The organism is Pseudomonas sp. Irchel s3f19, from assembly GCF_900187555.1.
Taxonomy (GTDB): Bacteria; Pseudomonadota; Gammaproteobacteria; order Pseudomonadales; family Pseudomonadaceae; genus Aquipseudomonas; species Aquipseudomonas capeferrum.
The window spans coordinates 158,230-179,652 of record NZ_FYDW01000011.1; the positions used below are offsets into that span (position 1 = coordinate 158,230).

Annotated in this window: 4 protein-coding genes and 1 pseudogene; 2 read left to right on the forward strand and 3 right to left on the reverse strand. The window is 66.8% G+C overall.

Annotation, left to right across the window (positions count from 1 at the left end; translation table 11 throughout):
• Window positions 1-70: 70 nt before the first annotated feature.
• From CKW22_RS21785 to CKW22_RS21795, 3 genes are read right to left on the reverse strand one after another with little or no spacing between them, the layout of a single operon-like run.
• Window positions 71-961 (reverse strand): universal stress protein, encoded by an 891-nt coding sequence (locus CKW22_RS21785; protein ID WP_033697693.1) that lies wholly within the window; start codon window positions 959-961, stop codon window positions 71-73.
• A 55-nt stretch (window positions 962-1,016) separates the two neighbouring features.
• Entirely contained in the window at window positions 1,017-2,465 is a 1,449-nt protein-coding gene (locus CKW22_RS21790) for an efflux transporter outer membrane subunit (RefSeq protein WP_095065083.1), read from the reverse strand.
• Between the two features lie 17 nt (window positions 2,466-2,482).
• On the reverse strand, window positions 2,483-3,265 hold the full coding sequence (locus CKW22_RS21795) for a helix-turn-helix transcriptional regulator (protein ID WP_033697697.1): 783 nt from the start codon (window positions 3,263-3,265) through the stop codon (window positions 2,483-2,485).
• Between the two features lie 415 nt (window positions 3,266-3,680).
• Here CKW22_RS21795 and CKW22_RS21800 point away from each other — a divergent pair, with 415 nt between their 5' ends.
• The gene (locus CKW22_RS21800; protein ID WP_095065085.1) at window positions 3,681-10,040 is read left to right on the forward strand and encodes a non-ribosomal peptide synthetase; all 6,360 of its coding nucleotides are present in this window, start codon (window positions 3,681-3,683) and stop codon (window positions 10,038-10,040) included.
• 324 nt (window positions 10,041-10,364) lie between these two features.
• A pseudogene (locus tag CKW22_RS21805) lies at window positions 10,365-21,423 on the forward strand (amino acid adenylation domain-containing protein); the annotation flags it as partial.

The window sequence follows — 21,423 nt, forward strand, 5'->3', positions numbered from 1 at the left end:
AGTTTACCTCTCGCCGCCCCGGCAAGGCCGCTCCTACACACGGCGCGCAACCTGCAGGTAACGAAAACCCTCAGGCCCCCGCCTTGATCGCCAGCACATTGCACAACGGATGCTCCAGCACATGCGCCGTGGTGCCGCCCAGGAAGGTCTGCATGGCGTCATGCCGATGGCTGCCCATGACGATTACATCGACCCGGCTATGGCTGATGAACTGGGCAATCGCACGAATCGCCGGCCCCTCCACGAAATGCCTGCGCTCCAATGGCACCTGGTGATGGTCACCCAGGCGGTTGAACGACGCCCGTTGCGCGGTGCGCACACTGCCATCGAACCCAGGCATGGTGACCGTGCCGGCGCCGAAGTCGGCGATATGGGTTTTGGCTGCGTCGCACACATGCAACAGGTGCAACTCGGCGTTGCACTGCAAGGCCAGGGCATGGGCGCTGTGAATCACCTGCTCGTCCAGGTGCTCGCCTGCGCCATGGCTGTTGAGGTCTACTGCGGCGGCGATCTGCCGGGGCAGGGGCAGGCGGATGTCGCTGACCAGGTGCACGGCGACTGGGCTGTCTTTGAGCAACTGCCAGTCCAGGGGGGTTACCAGCAAACGCTTGAGCACCGGTTCGTGCTGCACGTCTTTGACCAGCAAGTCGCAGCCCAGGCGTTCGATGCGCTCGATCACACTGGCCAACGGGTCGCGGGTCAGCAGCAATTCGGTGGACACATCCAGGCCGGCATCGGCCAGTTGCTCGGCTTCATCGGCCAGCCATTGGCGGTTGTCGCTGAGCAGCCGTTCACGTTCCCGGCCGTCGCTCATCAAGCCGAACGTGTCGACATCGTCGACGAATACGTTGATATCGAGTAATGCACCGCTAGACTCGGCCAAAGCCGCCGCACGTTGCAGCGCGGGCGTGTGGCGCATCTGCGGGCCGAGCATGACGAACAAACGTTTGAACTGGCTCATCTCACACCTCCGCGTGTGGAAGCCCCCCGGTTCATGCCTGGTGATCTGGCCCTGTTCAGTTTAGACCCACGAACGCGCTGCCGGGCGCCCCATCGCGAGCGTGAGCGTCGGCAGCCTCCTGCCAGCCGCCACCCAACGCCGCATACAGATTCACCTCCGCCACCAGCTGCGCCAAGCGGTCATTGATCAGCCCCTGCTGGGCACTGAACAACGACCGCTGCGCATCGAGAAACGTCAGGCTGCTGTCCACGCCAATGCGGTAACGGTGCTCGGCCAGGTCGTAGTAGCGCTGGTTCGACGCCACCAAGTCGCGCTGGGCCTGCAACTGCCGCTGGTAGGTCGCGCGCGCCGCCAAACCGTCCGCCACTTCCTGGAAGGCGCCCTGGATCGCCTTCTGGTACTGCGCCACCTGAATCTCCTTCTGCAGCCGGGCGTAGTCCAGGCTGGCTCGCAGGCTGCCGGCGGTGAAGATCGGCAGGTTGATCTGCGGCTGGAACAGCCAGGTACCCGAGCCTGCATCGAACAGCCCGCTGAGCGCGGGGCTGGTGCTGCCGGCATTGGCGGTCAGGCTGATACTGGGGAAAAACGCCGCACGTGCTGCGCCAATGTCGGCATTGGCCGCGCGCAGCTGGTACTCGGCCTGGACAATGTCCGGGCGGCGTTGCAGCAGGTCGGAGGGCAGGCCGGCTTGCAAGCCGGCGATCTGTTCATTGGCCAGGGGCAGGGCGCGGAGGTCGTCGGCCACAGGGGCACCCACCAGTAGCGTCAGTTGGTTGAGGTCCTGGGCCACCTGGCGTTTGTAACGGGCCACGGCCGCGCGCGTGCTGTCGACGCTGGTACGTGCCTGGATCTGGTCCAGAGCCGAAACAGTACCCGCGCGGCGCTGGTTGACGGTCAGGCGCAGGCTGCGCTCGTCCGCTACCAGGGTGTCGTTGGCCAGGGCCAGCAGCTCCTGGTCGGCACGCCAGGTCAGGTACACGCTGGCGACGCTGGCCACCAGGCTCAACTGGGTGCTGCGCCGGGCCTGGTCGCTGGCCAGGTAGGTCAGCAGCGCTTGGTCACTGAGGCTGCGCAGGCGGCCGAACAGGTCGAGCTCGTAGGCGCTCACGCCCAAGGTCGCCGCATAGGTGGAGCTGATCATGCCCTGATCGGTGCCGGTCATGCGCCGCGGCAGGTACTGACGCTGCCCCTGCCCATTGGCGGAGACCTTGGGCAACAGCTCGGCGCGCTGAATGCGGTACTGGGCACGGTAGGCCTCGACATTAAGCGCTGCACTGCGCAGGTCGCGGTTATTGGCCAAGGCGTTGTCGATCAATTGGCGCAATACCGGGTCCTGGAACACTTGGCGCCAGTCATCGACGGCCGGGTGCGCCTGCACATCGCCTTGATAGGCAGGCCCTTGTGGGTAGTGCGCGGCCACCGCTGCGCCTGGGCGCTGGTAGTCAGGGGCCAGCGAACAGCCACACAACAGCGCAGCGCACAGGATAAGGCTAGATCGGGGCATCGGTGTGTCTCGCAGAGTCAGGCGCCGGCCATCCATTTGGTCAGGCCATGGCGGCCACTGACCCCCAGCTTGGCGGTGGCGCGCTTGAGGTAGGTTTCGATCGAGCTGTTTTTCACGTTCAGCCGCTGCGCCATTTCCGGCACCGTGCCGCCGGTCAGCAGGCCCAGGCAGACCTCCTGTTCCCGGGTCGACAGCCTCACGGCTTCCTGCACCAGGCGCTCGCCAAACGAATGGCGCAACGAGCCCGCTGGCAAATCGGCCAGCGGCGAGCCGGCATGCCGTGCCCCCCCTTGGCGCAGCAACTGGCCGTGGTGCTCGACCAGCGGCAGCAAGGTGTCAGACAGGCTTTTCAGTTGCGACAGTTCAGCCAGCGAAAAGCCACGCTGGCTGGGCAAGCGATGAAAGCAGATGACCCAGCGCTGCACACCGCTGCAGGACACCAGGTTGCACTGGTGGGCACTCTGGCGAGGCTGCCCAGCGTCTTGTGGGGCTTTGAATTCGATCAGCAGCGGGTCCTTCATCTGCATGATGCTTTGCAGCAGCGGGTGGCGCAGGTTGTTGACGTTGGGCAGTTCAGGGGCAGGGCCGGCACTGCCCAGTACCCTGATGCGGCTGACGCTGGCCTGGCGTGGGTCAAGGGTCCATTCACTGAGGTCGAGCCTGTGGACCGGCACCTGGGCATTTACCAGATGCAACATCTGGTCGGCGAAGCGCTCGGCGCCGGTACTGGCGATCAGTTCGCCCAGTTGCAGATACAACTGCGGGTCGGGGCGGTGTTCGAGGCTGTCGGTCAGCTTCATATCATTGTCTTCCTTGATTCTAAGCTTTGCGGCGGGTGGTCTCGCGGTCGAGTCCTCTGGGGGGTAGGTGGGAGTGGCGGTATTCAAGCCCGGCCGGGGTGCTGCGTCTGTAGTGGAAAACAGGGACAGAAAGTGCCACCGATTGCGGATCAGGTGGGCAGGGGCACGGACGGTGTCGGTACTGGCGAATGAGGGCTTGGCCAGCCAATTGACGCCAGAAGCGTGGCGATCCAGGCCTGTTCCATGCCGATAGTTTCGGGTGTAGGCAATACCGGGTAGATTCTGTAGCAAATCTCCTACATGTTTTTCAGCAGGCTTCTACAGGTCCAGCGTGTGTCCGGGTTTCGGGGGCCATACAGCCTGGGGGCGGGGTGCTTGAATCCGCGGATGATCAATCAGAAGGACCTGCCGACTCATGCCTGCCGCCGAAACCTTTGCCCTGAGCGTTGCCCAGCGCGACATCTGGTTGGACCAGATCAGCCACGGCGACTCGCCGCTGTACAACATCGGCGCCTATGTCGAAATGAACGGCGGGGTGGATGCCGCGCGGCTGCGCCAGGCACTGGCGCACCTGGTTGCCCAGCATGACGGCCTGCGTACTGTGCTGGTGACACAGGGGGGGATGGCGCGGCAGTACTTTGCCCCCACCCTGGAAGTGGAACTGGTGCGGCACGATGTGCGCGATGCAGAGGCGCCGTGGGCGGCAGCCCAGGCCCTGCTGCAAGCCCGGATGCAGACGCCCTATCGCCTGGATGCCAGCCCGCTTTGGGGCACCACACTGATTCGCCTGGGCGAGCAGCGCTACCTGTTTGCCGTACAGGCCCACCACCTGGTCCTCGACGGTTGGGGGGTGGACCAGTGGTTCAAGCAGATCGCCGAATACTACAACCTGCTCGAACAGGGGCTGCCCCTGCCGAGCGGCGCACCGTCCTATCGGGCGTTCATCGAGGACGATGCCCAGTACCAGGGTTCGCCACGGCACGACCGCGACCGCGATTATTGGCTGGCTAAATACCAGCAATTGCCGGACGCCTTGCTGGCGCCGCGCGAGCGTAACGCGGTACACCTTTCGCCGCCCAGCGCAGTGCTCGAACAGCCATTCGATACCCGTTTGCTGGCACGTATGCGAGCGCTGGGAAGCACGCTGCAGGCCTCGCCATTTCATGTACTGCTGGCCGCCCTGCATGTGTGCAGCGCACGCACCTGGCAGCGTGACGAGTGGGTGGTCGGTTTGCCGGTGCGCAACCGCGGCAACGCGCAGTTCAAGTCGACCCTGGGGCTGTTTACCCAAGTCAGCGCGTTGCGCATGGACTTTGGCCGCGAGCGCACCTTCGCGGCGCTGGTGCAGGGGATACGCGATGCGCTCAAGCAGGACTTCCGCCACCAGCGTTTCGCCCTCAGCGAACTCAACCGCAGCCTCGGCGCATTGCGTGAAGAACGGCCACAGCTGTTCGAACTGATGGTGTCGTTCGAAGAGGATGGCAACGACCTGCGTTTCGGTGACGTGCCTGGCCACACCGTGATGGTTTGCAATGGCCATGAACCCACCCCGTTGAGCATTCACCTGCGCTGCAACAGCCAACGTGACAGCGCTCGCCTGCACCTGGTGCACAACCGCGCCTGGTTCAGTGAACAGGACGCTACGGCGCTGGCCGAGCGCCTGCTGCACGTCCTCGAGCAAGGCCTGGAACAACCGGAGCAAAGTATCGCGTCCTTTGACCTGCTGACCGCCAGCGAGCACGCCCGCCTGCGGCAGTGGAATGCCACGGCGCAACGAGGGCCCGACAATGGCGAGGCGTTGATTCATCGTCGTATCGAGGCCCAGGCCAAGGCCACGCCGCAGGCCTTGGCAGCGCTTCAGGATGGCCAGAGCCTGAGCTACGGCGAGCTCGACCGCCGCGCCGACGCGCTGGCCCAGCACTTGGCGAGCCTGGGTGCCAAGCCTGACCGGCGCGTGGCGGTGGTCGCCCAACGCGGCCTGGACACCCTGGTCGGCCTGTTGGCCGTGCTCAAGGCCGGTGCCGCCTACGTGCCGATCGACCCGGCCCACCCGCAGGAACGCCTGGCCTACCTGCTGGGCGACAGCGAGCCAGACATCGTGTTGACCCAGTCATGGCTGTGTGATCGCCTTCCCGCGCATGGTCTGGCGCAGATCGAACTGGATCGCTGGGACTGGAACGCGCCGCCCGCCGCCCTGGCCCGGCCTGCGCAGCCGCTGCCCAGCGATCTGGCTTACGTCATCTATACCTCCGGCTCCACAGGGCAGCCTAAAGGCGTGATGGTCGAGCACCACATGCTGGCCAACCTGATCGACTGGCACTGCAGTGCGTTCGAGCTGGGCCCAGGCCGCCATCAGTCGAGCCTGGCCGGCTTCGGCTTCGACGCCATGGCCTGGGAGGTGTGGCCGGCCCTGTGCAGCGGCGCGACCCTGCACCTGGCACCCGTGCGTGACGGTGCCGAAGACATCGATGCCTTGCTCCGCTGGTGGCGCGCCCAGCCGCTGGATGTCAGCTTCCTGCCCACGCCGGTGGCCGAGCATGCCTTCGCCCAAGGTGAGCTACACCCCACCTTGCAGACCCTGCTGATTGGCGGCGACCGCCTGCGGCGCATGGCCCGCGAGCGGCGCTACCGGGTCATCAACAACTACGGCCCCACCGAAGCCACGGTGGTGGCGACCTCGGGCGAGGTGACGGCAGGTGGCCCGCTGCATATCGGCGGGCCGGTGGCCAACACGCAGTTGTACGTGCTCGACGAGCAGCGCCGCCTGTTGCCCATCGGGGCCCCGGGCGAGCTGTATGTGGGCGGCAAGGGGGTTGCCCGGGGTTACCTCAAGCGGCCGCAGATGAGCGCCGAGCGCTTTCTCGACGACCCGTTCAGCACGCTGCCACGGGCGCGGATGTACCGCACCGGCGACCTCGTGCGCTGGCTGCCCGACGGCACCCTGGAATACCTCGGGCGTAACGACGACCAGGTGAAAATCCGCGGTGTCCGGGTTGAGCTGGCTGAAATCGAGGCCGCCCTGGCCAGCCATGCGGCGGTACGCGAGTGCGTGGTGATGCTGCGCGAAGGCCAACTGCAAGCGTGGTACATCGGCCAGTTGGCGGTAACACCGCGGGCACTGCATGAACACCTGCGCGAACGCCTGCCAGCGGCTTTGCTGCCGGTGGCCTATGTCAACCTGGCGGCCTGGCCGCTGACCGCCAATGGCAAGCTCGACCGCCGCGCCTTGCCGACTGCGGACGAAGCCGCCAAGGTGCGCCGCGAACATGAGGTGCCCATTGGTGAAGTCGAGCAACGCCTGGCCGTGCTTTGGGCTGAATTGCTGCAGGTCGAGCGGGTAGGGCGCCAGGATCACTTTTTCGAGCTGGGCGGCCATTCGCTGCTGGCCGTGCAACTGATCGAGCGAATGCGTCAGCAAGGCCTGCAAGCCGATGTGCAGGTGCTGTTCGGCCAATCGACCCTGGCCAGCCTCGCCGCATCCGTGATGGTCGGGGAAGCCGTTCGCATACCGGCCAACCGGGTAGCGCCGCAGTGCCAGCGCATCACGCCTGACATGCTCACGCTCAGCGTGCTGACGCAAACCGCCATCGACCGTATCGTCGCCTCGGTACCGGGCGGTGCTGGCAACGTGCAGGAAATCTATCCGCTGGCCCCCCTGCAACAGGGCCTGCTGTACCACCATGTCACCGATGTACGCGACCCTTACCAGCAGCAGGCGTTGTTCGCCTTTGCCAGCGCCCAGCAGTTGCATGCCTTCGGCGAGGCGTTGCAGCAGGTGATCGACCGGCACGACATCCTGCGTACCAGCCTGGCCTGGGAGGGGCTCGAACAGCCCCAACAGGTGGTCTGGCGCCAGGCGCGCCTGCCGGTCGATAACTGGCTGACGACAGCGCCCGACGGCAACATCGCCGGGCAACTGCGCAGCCACTACGACCCCCAGCATCGGCCCTTGGACCTGCGCCAGGCACCGATGATGGCGCTGGCCTGCACCGAGGATGCCCTGCACGGGCGCTGGCTGGGTTTGCTGCGCTTCCACCACCTGGTCAACGATGCCGTCTCGCTGCAGGTGCTGTTGGGCGAGCTCGAAGCCTTCATGGCCGGGCGTGGCGAACAGCTGCCGGCGCCTGTGCCCTATCGCGAGTATGTGGCGCTGAGTGCGGCTGCCGAGCGCCAGGCACGGCACGAGGCGTTCTTTCGCGAGCAACTGGCCGGCATTGAGCCGCCTGCGCCTATTGCCGGGCTCGGCGGCGAGCCGGTGGATGCGTTTGATCTGCACAGCCATAGCCAGGCCGTCGAAGCGCCGCTGGCGGGGTTGTTGCGTACCCAGGCCCGGCATCAGGGGGCGAGCCTCGCCAGCTTGCTGCACCTGGCCTGGGCCCAGGTGCTAGGGACCCTCGGCGGGCGTGATGAAGTCACCCTTGGCACAGTGCTGCTGGGCCGCAGCATGGCGGGCAAAGGCGCTGATCGTGCCTTGGGCATGTTCATCAACAGTTTGCCGTTGCGGGTGCAGCTGGAGCATCGTTCGGTCGAACAGGCGCTGGGCGAGACCCACGCGGGCCTGGCCGCATTGCTCGGCCACGAGGACGCACCGCTGATGCTCGCTCAGCGGTGCAGCGGCCTGCCGGCGGGCACCGCGCTGTTCGACAGCCTGATCAACTACCGCCAAGGGGCCGTGTTGCACGGGCAGGTGCTGCCGGGTGTGGAACTGGTCGAGGCCAGTGAAGTCCTGAGCCATGGCCTGGTGTTGACGGTCGACGACCACGCCGACGGGCTGCAGCTTGCCGTGCGTGCGCCGCGAGCGATTGGCGCGCAGCGGGTACTGAACTACTTGCTGGCGACCTTGCGCCAGCTGGGCAGCGCCCTTGCCGAACGCCGCAGCGTGAGCCTGACGGCGTTGTGCGCGGTGCCTGAAGGTGAGCTACACCGCTTGCTGCATGGTTTCAACGCCACGCAAGACCTGCAAAGCCCGGTCACGCAGACCTTGCCTGCGCTGTTCCAGGCCCAGGTGCGGCGTACGCCCCAGGCCATCGCGCTGCAGACCGACGACAGTTTCCTCGATTACCAGGCCCTCAACGCCCAGGCCAACCGCCTGGCCCACCACCTGATCGGCCTGGGCGTACGCCCGGATGCGCGGGTGGCGGTGTGCGTCGAGCGCGGCGCTGCACTCATGGTGGCGTTGCTCGGCGTGCTCAAGGCGGGCGGTGCCTACGTACCACTGGACCCTGGCTACCCGGCCGAGCGCCTGCGCTTCATGCTTGATGACAGTACCCCGACGGTGGTGCTGGTACACGGCGCTACCCAGGGCCTGTTCGACCAACTGCCAGGCCCTGTGCTCGACCTCGACCGTGGCGACTGGCACGCCTGCCCGACAACTGACCCGCAGGTAGCTGGCCTGGGCCCGTCGCAACTGGCCTATGTGATGTACACCTCGGGCTCAACCGGCACCCCGAAGGGGGTGATGATCGAGCACCGTGGCCTGTGCAACCTGATGCACTGGGGTTCGCGAATCTGCCCGCCACGCCCGGGCGATGCCTTGCTGCAGCGGGCGCCGTTCAGTTTCGACGGTTCGGTCTGGGAGCTGTTCTGGCCGCTGACCGCCGGCCTGCGCCTGGTCCTGGCACGCCCTGACGGGCATCGTGACCCTGCGTACCTGGTGCAACGGGTCCAGGCCAGCCAGGTGACCACGATCAAGTTCGTGCCGGCGTTGCTGCATCAGTTTCTCGAAGAACCTGGTGTCCAGGGTTGCACCAGCCTGACGGACATCTTCTGCGGCGGCGGCGAACTGACACTGGCGTTGCTGCAGCGTGTGCGCGAGCGCCTGCCCAAGGTGCGCCTACACAACGTCTATGGCCCCACGGAAGCCACGGTAGACAGCACCGCCTGGACCTTGCAGCCCCATGAGCCCCTGCCGCTGCTGGCGCCGCCGATTGGCCGGCCGATCGCCAATACCCGCCTGTATGTGCTCGATGCGCACGACCGGCCGGTGCCGCTGGGTGCGGTGGGCCAGTTGCACATTGGCGGTGTCGGCGTGGCCCGTGGCTACCTTGGGCTGCCGGCGTTGCAGGCCGAGCGTTTCATCGCCAGCCCATTTGTCGAGGGCGACCGGCTGTATCGCACCGGCGACCTGGTGCGCTACCGCCTGGACGGCGAATTGGACTTCGTCGGCCGCAACGACTTCCAGGTCAAGCTGCGCGGTTTGCGGGTGGAGCTTGGCGAGATCGAAGCGTCGCTGACCGCACACCCGGCAATCGGCCAGGCCGTGGTGCTGATGCGCGAAGAGCGCCTGGTGGCCTACTTCACCTGCCGCGAGGGCAGCAGCGCGCCGGCGCTTGAAGTACTGCGCAGTCACCTGTTGGCGCGCATGCCCGAGTACATGGTGCCGCAGGCGTTCGTTGCTTTGGCCCAGTTGCCTTTGAGCAACAACGGCAAGATCGACCGCCAGGCCCTGCCGGCGCCGGGTGCAGAGTCGGTGATCAGCCGCGCCTACCAGGCCCCGCGCGGCGAGCTGGAAACCGCGCTGGCCGAGATCTGGACCGATGTGCTGAAAATCGGGCAAGTCGGGCGGGATGACAACTTCTTCGAGCTGGGTGGCCATTCACTGCTGGCCGTCGGCCTGGTGGCACGCATGCGCCAGGCCGGCCTACATGTGGATGCCCGCACCTTGTTCAGCCAGCCGACGCTGGCGGGGCTTGCGGCCAGCACCCGCCTCGAACAGGTCGAGGTGGTGATACCGCAGACCACCATTCCCAGCCTGGGCAAACGCAGGCGCATCTGAAAGCACCGGGGCCGCATAGCGGCCCCGGAGCTATCCGCAATTGTCCCCGCTTCCCATGTCAGACCGACCGGTCACGATCCTTTAGCGTGTCCACGATCCCTATTTCCAGGCAAAGCAGGATGCTTACCGATGCACTTCAGCGAACTGATGGCTGCTCTTTCCACCCGTGCAATCCGACTCCAGCGTGAAGACCAGGACCTGATCGTCCTCGGCGATGACGACACCTTGGACGATAGCTTGTGGGAGGCGCTGTCGCGGCACAAGCCGGCGTTGCTGGAGATGCTCGCCGAACGCGATGACGACTGGCTGAGCCCGGCCTTTTGCATCACCCCCGATATGTTGCCGCTGGTAGCCCTGGAGCAACAGGCCATCGACCGCATCGTCGCCAGCGTGCCCGGCGGCGCCGCCAACGTTCAGGACATCTACCCGCTGGCGCCGCTGCAGCAGGGCATGCTGTACCACCACCTGTCCGCCAGCGACGGCGACCCGTACCTGTCGCAGGTGCAACTGCGCTTTGCCAGCAAAGCCCACCTCGAAGCCTTCGCCGAGGCACTGCAGTGGGTGATCCAGCGCCATGACATCCTGCGCACCGCGCTGCACTGGGAGTACCTTGACCAACCGGTGCAAGTGGTCTGGCAGCAGGCGACGCTGGTTCGCGAAGCCGTCCCGGTTGCCGGTAGCGCGGCGCTGGCCGAGTTGTGCGCGCGCTTCGACCCGCGCCAATACTGCCTCGACCTGCGCCAGGCGCCGCTGATGCAGTTGATGCACGCGCAGGGCGAAGGTGAGACGTGGGTGGCACTGCTGATGTTCCACCATGTGGTCATGGACCATACCGCGCTGGATATCGTGCGCCGGGAAATCCAGGCGCACCTTGCCGGCCAGGCCGAACACTTGGCCGCGCCCATGCCGTTTCGCAACGTGCTGGCCGCCGCCCGCCAGGCACTGGATGAGCAGGCCCATGAAGGGTTCTTCCGCGAGATGCTGGGTCACATCGATGAGCCGACACTGGCCTTCGGCCTGCAAGCCAAAGGCGATGCGCTGCTGGAGCAGGCACGCCTGACTCTGGCCCCGGCGCTCAGCCAGCGCCTGCGCAGCCAGGCCCGGCAACTCGGGGTAAGCCCGGCGAGCGTGCTGCACCTGGGCTTCGGCCGGCTGGTGGGGCAGCTTTCGGCGCGTCAGCAGGTGGTGTTCGGCAGTGTGCTGCTGGGCCGCATGACCACCGGCGACGGCAGCGAGCAGGCGCTGGGCATGTTCATCAACAGCCTGCCGCTGCGTATTGACCTTGGCGCAACCGGCGTGCGTGATGCGTTGCTGGCCACCCACCGACGGCTCAGCGCCTTGCTTGGCCACGAACAGGCGTCCCTGGCCCTGGCCCAGCGCTGCAGCGGCGTGGCTGCACCGGCGCCGCTGTTCAACACCCTGCTCAATTACCGCCACAGCGATGCGGGCGATGCTGCCGAGGTCATCCCGGTGGCCGACGGCATCGATATCGTCGGCGCCGAGGAACGTACCGATTACCCGTTGACCGTCAGCGTCGATGATTTGGGCGACGATCTGCGCCTGACCGTACAAAGCCTGCCCGAATGGGGCGCGGCGCGCTTGTGCGCGCAATTCGAGCAGGTCCTGGCCAGCCTGGTCGAGGCGTTGGAACATGCGCCCACTGCACCCATGCAAGGGCTGCAGGCACTGCCCCTGGCAGAGCGCGAACAGTTGCTGCAACAGTTCAACCACACGGCTGGGGCGTACCCACAGGGGCAGACCGTCCACGCCCTGGTCGAGGCCCGCGCGGCCCGCGCACCTGCTGCGGTGGCGCTGCTGCAGGGTGACCAGGCTTTGAGTTACGACGCACTCAACCGCCACGCCAACCAGCTTGCGCATCAGCTGATCGCGCGTGGCGTCAAGGTGGGCGACCGTGTTGCCCTATGCCTGCCGCGCAACAGCGGGCGCGTGGTCGCGTTGCTGGGTGTGCTCAAGGCGGGCGCGGCCTATGTACCGGTAGACCCCGCCTACCCGGCAGAGCGCATTGCCTATCTGCTGGCCGACAGCGAACCGGCACTGGTGGTGAGCGAGGCTGCTATTACCGGGTTGCCGGCCGGGGTGCCGCGCCTCGACCTGGATCTTGCACAAAGCATCGCTGTGCACGACAGCAACCCTCAGTTGCCTGAGTTGCACGCGCAGCACCTGGCGTATCTGGTCTACACCTCCGGCTCCACCGGCCAGCCGAAGGGTGTGATGATCGAGCATCACACCCTCGCCAACCTGGTGCACTGGCACTGCCAGGCCTTCGCGCTGGACGCCACTGCACAGGCGTCCAGCGTGGCCGGTTTCGGCTTCGACGCCATGGCCTGGGAAGTCTGGCCCGCTCTGTGCGCCGGGGCCACGTTGCACCTGCCGCCTGCGCACATCGCCAACGAGCATGTCGATGAACTGCTCGACTGGTGGCTGGCGCAGCCGTTGACGGTCAGTTTCCTGCCTACACCGGTGGCCGAGCAGGCCCTGCGCCGCGAACGTCAGCACCCGACCCTGCGCACCTTGCTGGTAGGCGGCGACCGCCTGCGCCAGTTCGAGCGTGACCCAGGGTTTGCCTTGGTCAACAACTACGGGCCGACCGAAACCACCGTGGTCGCTACCTCCGGGCAGGTGGTGCCTGGCGGGCCTCTGCACATCGGCCGGCCGATCGCCAATACCCGCGTCTATGTGCTGGACGAAGGCCTGCAGCCGGTACCGGTCGGCGTCACCGGTGAGCTGTTCATCGGCGGGGCGCAAGTGGCGCGTGGCTACTTCAACCGCCCAGCGTTGACCGAGCAGGCGTTTCTCGTCGATCCGTTCAGCGCGCAGCCCAACGCACGGATGTACCGCAGCGGTGACCGGGTGCGCTGGAATGCCGATGGCACCCTCGATTACCTCGGCCGCAACGACGACCAGGTGAAGATTCGCGGCGTGCGGGTAGAGCTGGGCGAAATCGAAGCCACCCTCGCAGCGCAGCCCGGCATCGACACGGCCGTGGTGCTGGTGCGGGGCGAGCGTCTGCTGGCCTGGTTCACCGAGACCGCCCCGGTGGATATCGAAACTTTGCGCCAGGCCCTGCAGGCCCGCTTGCCGGCGCACATGGTACCGCTGGCGTTGCTGCGCCTGGCTGAGCTGCCGCTGACCAGCCACGGCAAGCTGGACCGCCGCGCACTGCCCGACCCGGCTACCTCGCAGTTGTTCGGCCAGGCATTCGAGGCGCCTGAAGGTGAGACCGAAACCACGATGGCGGCCATCTGGGCCGATGTGCTGGGCGTGGAACGGGTAGGGCGGCACGACAACTTCTTCGAACTGGGCGGCCACTCGCTGCTGGCGGTGACGCTGGTCGAGCGCCTGCGCAAGGCTGGCCTGCTCATCGATGTGCGGGTGCTGTTCGCCCAGCCGACCCTGGCTGCGCTGGCCAGCGCAGCGGCTATCGGCCGCGAAGTGACGGTGCCCGCCAACCGGGTGCCGCTGCACGCTGAACGGATTACCCCGCAGATGCTGAGCCTGGTCACCCTGGAGCAGGCGACCCTCGACGACATCGTCGCCAGCGTGCCGGGTGGCGCTGCCAACGTGCAGGAAATCTACCCGCTGGCACCCCTGCAGGAGGGCATTCTCTACCATCACCTGAGCGCCGAGCAGGGCGACCCCTACCTGCTGCAGACCCGCCTGGCCTTCGACAGTGTCGAACGCCTGCTGGCCTGGGCCGGTGCCCTGCAACAGGTTATCGACCGCCATGACATCCTGCGCACTGCAGTGCTCTGGCAAGGGCTGGCGCAGCCGCTGCAGGTGGTCTGGCGCAAGGCCGAACTGGTGGTCAGTGAAATCGATGACCTGGCTGATGAGGATGGCAGGCCACGGATCGAGCAGTTGCATGCGCGTTTCGATGCACGGCAACACCGGCTGGACCTGACCCAGGCGCCGCTGACCCGCCTGTACTACAGCCTGGACCCCGCCAACCACCAGGTGGTGGCGATTCTGCTGTTCCACCACCTCACCCTCGACCACACGGCCATGGACGTGGTCGCCCGCGAAATGCGCGCATTGCTGTTTGGCCAGGGGCACACGCTGCCGGCCGCGGTGCCGTACCGCAACTATGTGGCCCAGGCCCGCCTGGGTGATCAGGCCGGCCACGAGGCGTTCTTCCGCGAGATGCTCGCCGATGTCGATGAGCCGACCTTGCCGCTGGGCTTCGCCAACGTGCAGGGCGATGGCCGGGGTATCGAAACGGCCTTCCAGGCCCTGGACGGCGAGGTTGCCCTCGGTTTGCGCGCCCAGGCCCGGCAACTGGGTGTCAGCGCCGCGAGCCTGATGCACCTGGCCTGGGCGCGGGTACTGGGGGTGCTTGCCAACCGCCATGACGTGGTCTTCGGTACCGTGCTGATGGGCCGCCTGCAAGGGGGTGAGGGCGCCGATCGGGCGCTGGGCATGTTCATCAACACCCTGCCGCTGCGGGTGGACACCACGCTGGCCATGCGTGCCGCCGTGCGCGCCACCCACCGTAGCCTGTCGGCCTTGCTCGGCCATGAGCACGCGCCGTTGGCCCTGGCCCAGCGCTGCAGTGGCGTGGCGGCCGCTGCGCCGCTGTTCAGCGCCTTGCTCAACTATCGGCACAGCGCCGACGATGCAGCGCGTGACGGTGAGGGCATCTGGGAGGGCGTGCGCCTGCTCGGGGGCGAGGAGCGCAGCAATTACCCGCTGACCCTCAGTGTCAACGACCTGGGTGATGGCTTCACGTTCAGTGTGCTGGCCGTCGAGGGTATTGGTGCGGCGCGGGTTGCCACGTGGATGGCCAATGCCGTCACCCAGCTGCTGCAAGCACTGGAGCAGGGACAGGAGGCGCCGGTCGACAGCCTATCGATCTTGAACGATGAAGCTCGCCAGCAACTGCTGGGCAGCTTCAATGCCACCGCGCAGCACTATCCGCAAGGGCTGACGGTGCATGCTCTGGTCGAGGCCCGGGCAGCCGCGACCCCGGATGCCACGGCAGTCAGCCAGCCGGGCATGGCGCTCAGCTATGGTGACCTGAACCTTCGGGCCAACCGCCTGGCGCACCAGCTGATCGCACGCGGCGTGCGTTGCGGTGACCGGGTGGCGTTGTGCCTGGGCCGTAGCGCCGAGCGGGTGATCGGCCTGCTGGCCGTGCTCAAGGCCGGGGCCGCCTATGTACCGGTGGACCCAAGCTATCCCGCCGAACGCATCGCCTACCTGTTGGCCGACAGCGCGCCCGCCCTGGTGTTGAGCGAAGCGGCCATCGACGGCTTGCCTGCTGGCATACCGCGCCTGAACCTCGACCAGGCCGCCAGCGATGACGCCCTCGACAGCAATCCGCACGTGCCCGGGTTGGATGCTCACCAGTTGGCCTACCTGGTCTACACCTCTGGCTCCACCGGCCAGCCCAAAGGGGTGATGATCGAACACCATACCCTGGCCAACCTGGTGCACTGGCACTGCCAGGCCTTTGCGCTGGAGACCGGTACACGTACTTCAAGCGTCGCGGGCTTCGGTTTTGACGCAATGGCCTGGGAGGTCTGGCCGGCATTGTGTGCCGGTGCCACGCTGCACCTGCCACCTGCGCACATCGGCAATGAACATGTCGAAGCGCTGCTTGACTGGTGGCTCGAACAGCCACTGACCGTCAGCTTCCTGCCCACGCCCGTGGCCGAGCTGGCGCTGCGCCGCGAACGCCAACACCCGACCTTGCGCACCTTGCTGATAGGTGGCGACCGCCTGCGTCAGTTCGAGCGTGACCCAGGCTTTGCCCTGGTCAACAACTACGGGCCGACCGAGACCACGGTGGTCGCCACCTCTGGGCAGGTGCAGCCCGGCGCTGCGTTGCACATCGGCAAGCCCATCGCCAATACCCGCGTCTACGTGCTCGACGCGCGTCGCCAAGCGGTGCCGGTGGGCGTTGTGGGCGAGCTGTACATCGGCGGTGCGCAGGTGGCGCGGGGGTACTTCAATCGCCCTGAACTGACCGAGCAGCGCTTTTTCGCCGACCCGTTCAGCCGCAAGCCTGGCGCGCGCATGTACCGCAGCGGCGACCTGGTGCGCTGGAACGCCGATGGCACCCTCGATTACCTCGGCCGCAACGACGACCAGGTGAAGATTCGCGGCATGCGCGTGGAGTTGGGTGAAATCGAAGCCGCCCTGGCCGCACAGACGGGTATTGCCGATGCCGTCGTGCTGGTGCGGGGCGAGCGCTTGCTGGCCTGGTTCACCGAGTCCGCACCGGTGGTGATCGACGCTGTGCGTCAAGCGCTGCAGGCCAGCTTGCCGGGGCACATGCTGCCGCAAGCGTTTATCCGTGTGGAGGAGTGGCCGCTGACCAGCCACGGCAAGCTGGACCGCCGTGCCCTGCCCGAACCGGATACCGCCGATTGGGTCAGCCGGGGTTACGAGGCGCCCGTCGGCGAGACCGAAGCGGCCATGGCCAGCGTCTGGGCCGAGGTGCTGGGCGTGGAGCGGGTAGGGCGGCATGACAATTTCTTCGAACTGGGCGGCCACTCGTTGCTGGCAGTGGCCCTGATCGAACGCCTGCGCCAACAAGGCCTGCCTACCGACGTGCGGGTGCTGTTCGGCCAACCGACCGTGGCCGCACTGGCGGCCGCACTGGGCAATGGCCGCCAGGTAAGCGTGCCGGACTACTGCATTGCAGAGGGCTGCACCCACATCACCCCGGCCATGCTGCCGTTGCTGGCCCTGGACGCCGCCGCCATCGAGCGCATTGTCGCCACGGTGCCGGGTGGCGCCGCCAACGTGCAGGACATCTACCCGCTGGCACCGCTGCAAGAAGGCATTCTCTACCATCACCTGAGCGCCGCCGACCAAGACCCGTACCTGCTGCAATGGCGCGTGGCATTCGACAGCCAGGCCCGCCTGCAAGCGTTCGCCGCTGCCCTGGACCAGGTCATCGCCCGCCACGATATCCTGCGCACCGCCGTGCTGTGGGACGGCCTGGCGCAGCCAGCCCAGGTGGTCTGGCGCAGCGTGCCAGGGTCGGTGCTGGTTGAGCGCAACGAACAGGCTGGCCGAATTGACCTCAGCCAGGCCCCATTGATGCGCCTGCTGGCGAACCCGCAGCCGGGCGCCGAACGCATCGAGGCCACCCTGCAATTCCACCACATCGCCCTTGACCATACGGCCATGAAAGTGGTGCTTGCGGAGATCCGCGATCACCTGCGCGGGCAACAGCCCAGCCAGCCGGCCGTGCCCTACCGCAACTATGTGGCCCAGGCCCGCCTGGCCATCAGCGAGGCCGAACACGAAGCGTTCTTCCGCGCCGAACTGGCCGACATCGACGCGCCGACCTTGCCCTATGGCCTGCTCGACCTGCAGGGCCAGGCCAGTGCCTTCGAACTGGCCACCGTGCAGCTGCACAGCGAGCAATACCGGCGCCTGCGCCGCCAGGCGCAGCAGCTGGGCGTAAGCGCCGCCAGCGTGCTGCACCTGGCCTGGGCGCGGCTGGTGGCCGCCACCAGTGGCCAGGACCGCGTGGTATTCGGCACCGTGCTGCTCGGCCGCCTGCAAGGCGGTGCGGGGGCCGACCGCGGCCTGGGCATGTTCATCAATACCCTGCCGCTGCGCTTGGACCTGCAGGGGCTGGGTGTGCAAGCCGGTGTGCGCCTGGCCCATCAGCGGCTGAGTGCGCTGCTGGTGCACGAGCATGCCTCGCTGGCCCTGGCCCAGCGCTGCAGCGGTGTGGCCGCGCCGACACCTTTGTTCAGTGCCATGCTCAACTACCGCCACGGCGCCAGCCAGCCCGAACAGCAAGCGCAGCGCGAAGCCCTGGAAGGCATCGAGGCCCTGCCCAGCGGCGGGCACGGCAACTACCCGCTGAGTGTCAACGTCGACGACCTGGGCGACGGCCTGCGCCTGACCGCCCAGGTCAGCGCCCAGGTCGGCGCGCAGCGCGTCTGCGAGCAACTGTTGCAGGTGTTGGTCGGTTTGCTGGATGCCCTTGAGCATGCGCCCCACACGCTAGTGCAGCAGCTGCCAGTATTGACACCGAATGAACGCCAGCAACTGCTGGCCAACGCCACGCAGCGGCCCGACGCTGCGGAGCAACCGTTGCACGCGCTGTTCGAGGCGCAGGTGAGGCGCACGCCGAATGCCATTGCCCTGGCCGCCGAGGAGGGCGAACTGAGCTATCGCCAGCTCGACGAGCAGGCCAATCGCCTGGCCCATCACCTGATCGGCCTAGGGGTAAAACCCGATGACCGTGTGGCGATCTGCGTCGAGCGTGGTTTGTCGATGGTGGTCGGCTTGCTGGCCATCCTCAAGGCGGGCGGTGCCTATGTGCCGGTCGACCCGGGTTACCCGGCCGAACGCATTCGCCACATGCTGGTGGACAGTGCGCCGCTGGCGGTGCTGGTGCACAACGCTACCCGCGAGGCCGCGCACGGCGCCCAAGCGCCCCTGGTCGACCTCGACCAGCCTTGCTGGCACGCCCAACCGATCAGCAACCCACGCGTGCCTGCGCTGAACGCTCGGCATCTGGCTTATGTGATCTACACCTCCGGCTCCACGGGCCTGCCCAAAGGGGTCATGGTCGAGCACCGCAACGTGGTCAACCTGGTGCGCTGGAGCCAGCGCCTTTGCCAGCCGGCGGGTGACGGCGCGGTGCTGCACAAAACCCCGGTCAGCTTCGATGCCTCGGTGTGGGAGCTGTTCTGGCCACTGTGCAGCGGCCTGCGCCTGGTGCTGGCACGCCCGGACGGCCAGCGCGACCCGCAGTACCTCGCGCAACTGATCGAGGCGCAGCAGGTCAGCGTGGTGCAATTCGTGCCGGCGTTGCTGCAGCAGTTCCTTGAAACCCCCGCCAGCAGCCGCTGCACCCGCCTCAGCGATATCGTCTGCGGTGGCGGCGAGTTGACCGAAGCCCTGGCCGCCCAGGTGCGTCAGCGCCTGCCGGGTGTGCGCCTGCATAACGTTTATGGGCCGACCGAGACCACCGTCGATTGCAGTGCCTGGACGCTGGAGCCGGGCGCCGAGCTGCCGCAAGGGGCATTGCCGATTGGCACCGCCATCGACAATACCCGCCTGTATGTACTCGACCCCTACGACCAACCGGTGCCCTGGGGCGTGGTCGGCCACCTGCACATCGGTGGCGCCGGCGTGGCCCGTGGTTACCTGGGCTTGCCAGCGCAACAGGCCGAGCGTTTCATCGCCAGCCCCTTCGTCGACGGCGAGCGCCTGTACCGCAGCGGTGACTTGGTGCGCCAGTGCCAGGACGGTAACCTGGTCTTCCTAGGCCGCAACGATCACCAGGTGAAGATTCGCGGCCTGCGCATCGAACCGGGTGAGATCGAAGCCTGCCTGGTGCGTATTCCCGGCGTACGCGAGGCAGTGGTGCTGGCCTTCGATGCCCCAGTCAGTGGCGCGCGCCTGGTGGCCTACCTCACCGGTGAGCCGCAGGCGGCAGACGGCCTGCGCAAAGCGTTGCTGATGCATCTACCGGAATACATGCTGCCGGCGCAGTACATCCACCTCGACCACCTGCCTTTGACGCCGAATGGCAAACTCGACCGCAACGCGCTGCCTGCCCCGGACGGTGCATTGCATGAGCGCCTGTACGAGGCCCCGCTCGGTGAAACCGAAACCCTGCTGGCTCGATTGTGGGCCGAACTGCTCGGCGTGCAGCAGGTAGGCCGGCACGACAACTTCTTCGAACTCGGTGGCCATTCGCTGCTGGCGGTCAGCCTGACTGCACGGCTGCGGCTGGAGGGCCTGCAAGTCGATGTGCGCACCCTGTTCGGTCAACCAACGGTTGCGGCCTTGGCCGCGACACTGGGGCGTAATCAGCAAGTAGTGGTGCCTGCAAACCGTATCCCTGCCGACTGCCCGCGTATCACCCCAGACCTGCTCAGCCTGATCGAACTCGACCAAACGGCGCTCGACCGCATCGTTGCGAGCGTGCCGGGCGGTGCCGCCAATGTGCAGGATATCTACCCCCTGGCGCCCCTGCAGGAAGGCATTCTCTACCATCACCTGAGCGCCGAGCACGATCCTTACGTGCTGTATTCACGGCTGCGCTTTGCCAGCCTGGAGCGCTTGCAAGCCTTCGCCAGCGCGCTGGACCAGGTCATCGCCCGCCATGATGTGCTGCGTACCGCCGTGCTCTGGGATGGCCTGCCACAAGCCGTGCAGGTGGTCTGGCGCCATGCGCCGCTGCAGCTGTTGCACCTCGACGCAGGCGCGAGCGGCCTGGACCTGAGCCAGGCGCCGCTGATCCGTCTGCTGCATCGTCAAGTGCCTGGCACCGAGCAGATCGAAGCCACCTTGCAGTTCCACCACATCGTCCTCGACCACACGGCCCTGGAGGTGGTCGGCGAAGAGCTGATCGGCTTCCTGCACGGCACGCCGCCGGTGGCCACCCCGGTGCCGTATCGCAACTATGTGGCCCAGGCGCGCCTGGGCATCAGCCCGGCCGAGCATGAGCGGTTCTTCCGCGAACAACTTGCCGATATCGATGAGCCGACCTTGCCGTTCGACCTCAGCGATGTGCAAGGCGATGGCCGCGACATGCACGAGGCCAAGCTGGCGCTGTCGGCCGAGCTGGCCGCAGGGCTGCGAGGCCAGGCGCGGCAGCTTGGCATCAGTGTCGCCAGTCTGTTCCACCTGGCATGGGCACGCCTGCTGGCGGCTGCCAGTGGCAAGGACTGCGTGGTGTTCGGTACCGTGCTGCTTGGCCGTTTACAAGGAGGCGAAGGCGCCGAGCGGGCGCTGGGCATGTTCATCAATACCCTGCCGCTACGCGTCGACCTTAACGAGGTGAGCGTGCGCGAGGGCGCGCAGGCCGTGCACCAGCGCCTCAGCGCACTGCTGGCCCACGAGCACGCGTCCTTGGCGTTGGCCCAGCGTTGCAGCGGTGTGGCTGCGCCATTGCCACTGTTCAGCGCCATGCTCAACTACCGCCATGGCGCTGAAACCAGCGCCGAGCAGCGTCAGGCATGGCAAGGCATCGAGGTGTTGGAAGGCCAGGAGCGTACCAACTACCCGCTGAGCCTGAACGTGGATGACCTGGGTGAAGGCTTCCGCCTGGTTGCCACGACCCTGGCAGAAGTGGGCGCGGCACGTATTTGCGGGCAGATGAACCAAGTGCTGGAGGCGATGGTCGAGGCGCTGGAACAGACGCCACAGTTGCAATTGCAGCGCTTGCCGGTGCTGGAGCCAGAGGAGCGCCAGCGAGTGCTGCAGGGCTTCAATGACACGGCGGCGGCGTACGACCTTGAGCAGACCCTGCATGGGCTGATCGAGGCGCAGGTGGTGCGCACGCCAGATGCGGTTGCAGTGCGGGCCGAGGAAGGCACGCTCAGCTACCGCGAGTTGAATGAACAGGCCAACCGCCTGGCGCATCACTTGATCGCGTTGG

Excerpts from the sequence above, each read along its gene's own strand:
- CKW22_RS21785 (WP_033697693.1), bottom strand. The coding sequence starts at position 961 with ATGAGCCAGTTCAAACGTTTGTTCGTCATGCTCGGCCCGCAGATGCGC.
- CKW22_RS21790 (WP_095065083.1), bottom strand. The coding sequence starts at position 2,465 with ATGCCCCGATCTAGCCTTATCCTGTGCGCTGCGCTGTTGTGTGGCTGT.
- CKW22_RS21795 (WP_033697697.1), bottom strand. The coding sequence starts at position 3,265 with ATGAAGCTGACCGACAGCCTCGAACACCGCCCCGACCCGCAGTTGTAT.
- CKW22_RS21800 (WP_095065085.1), top strand. The coding sequence starts at position 3,681 with ATGCCTGCCGCCGAAACCTTTGCCCTGAGCGTTGCCCAGCGCGACATC.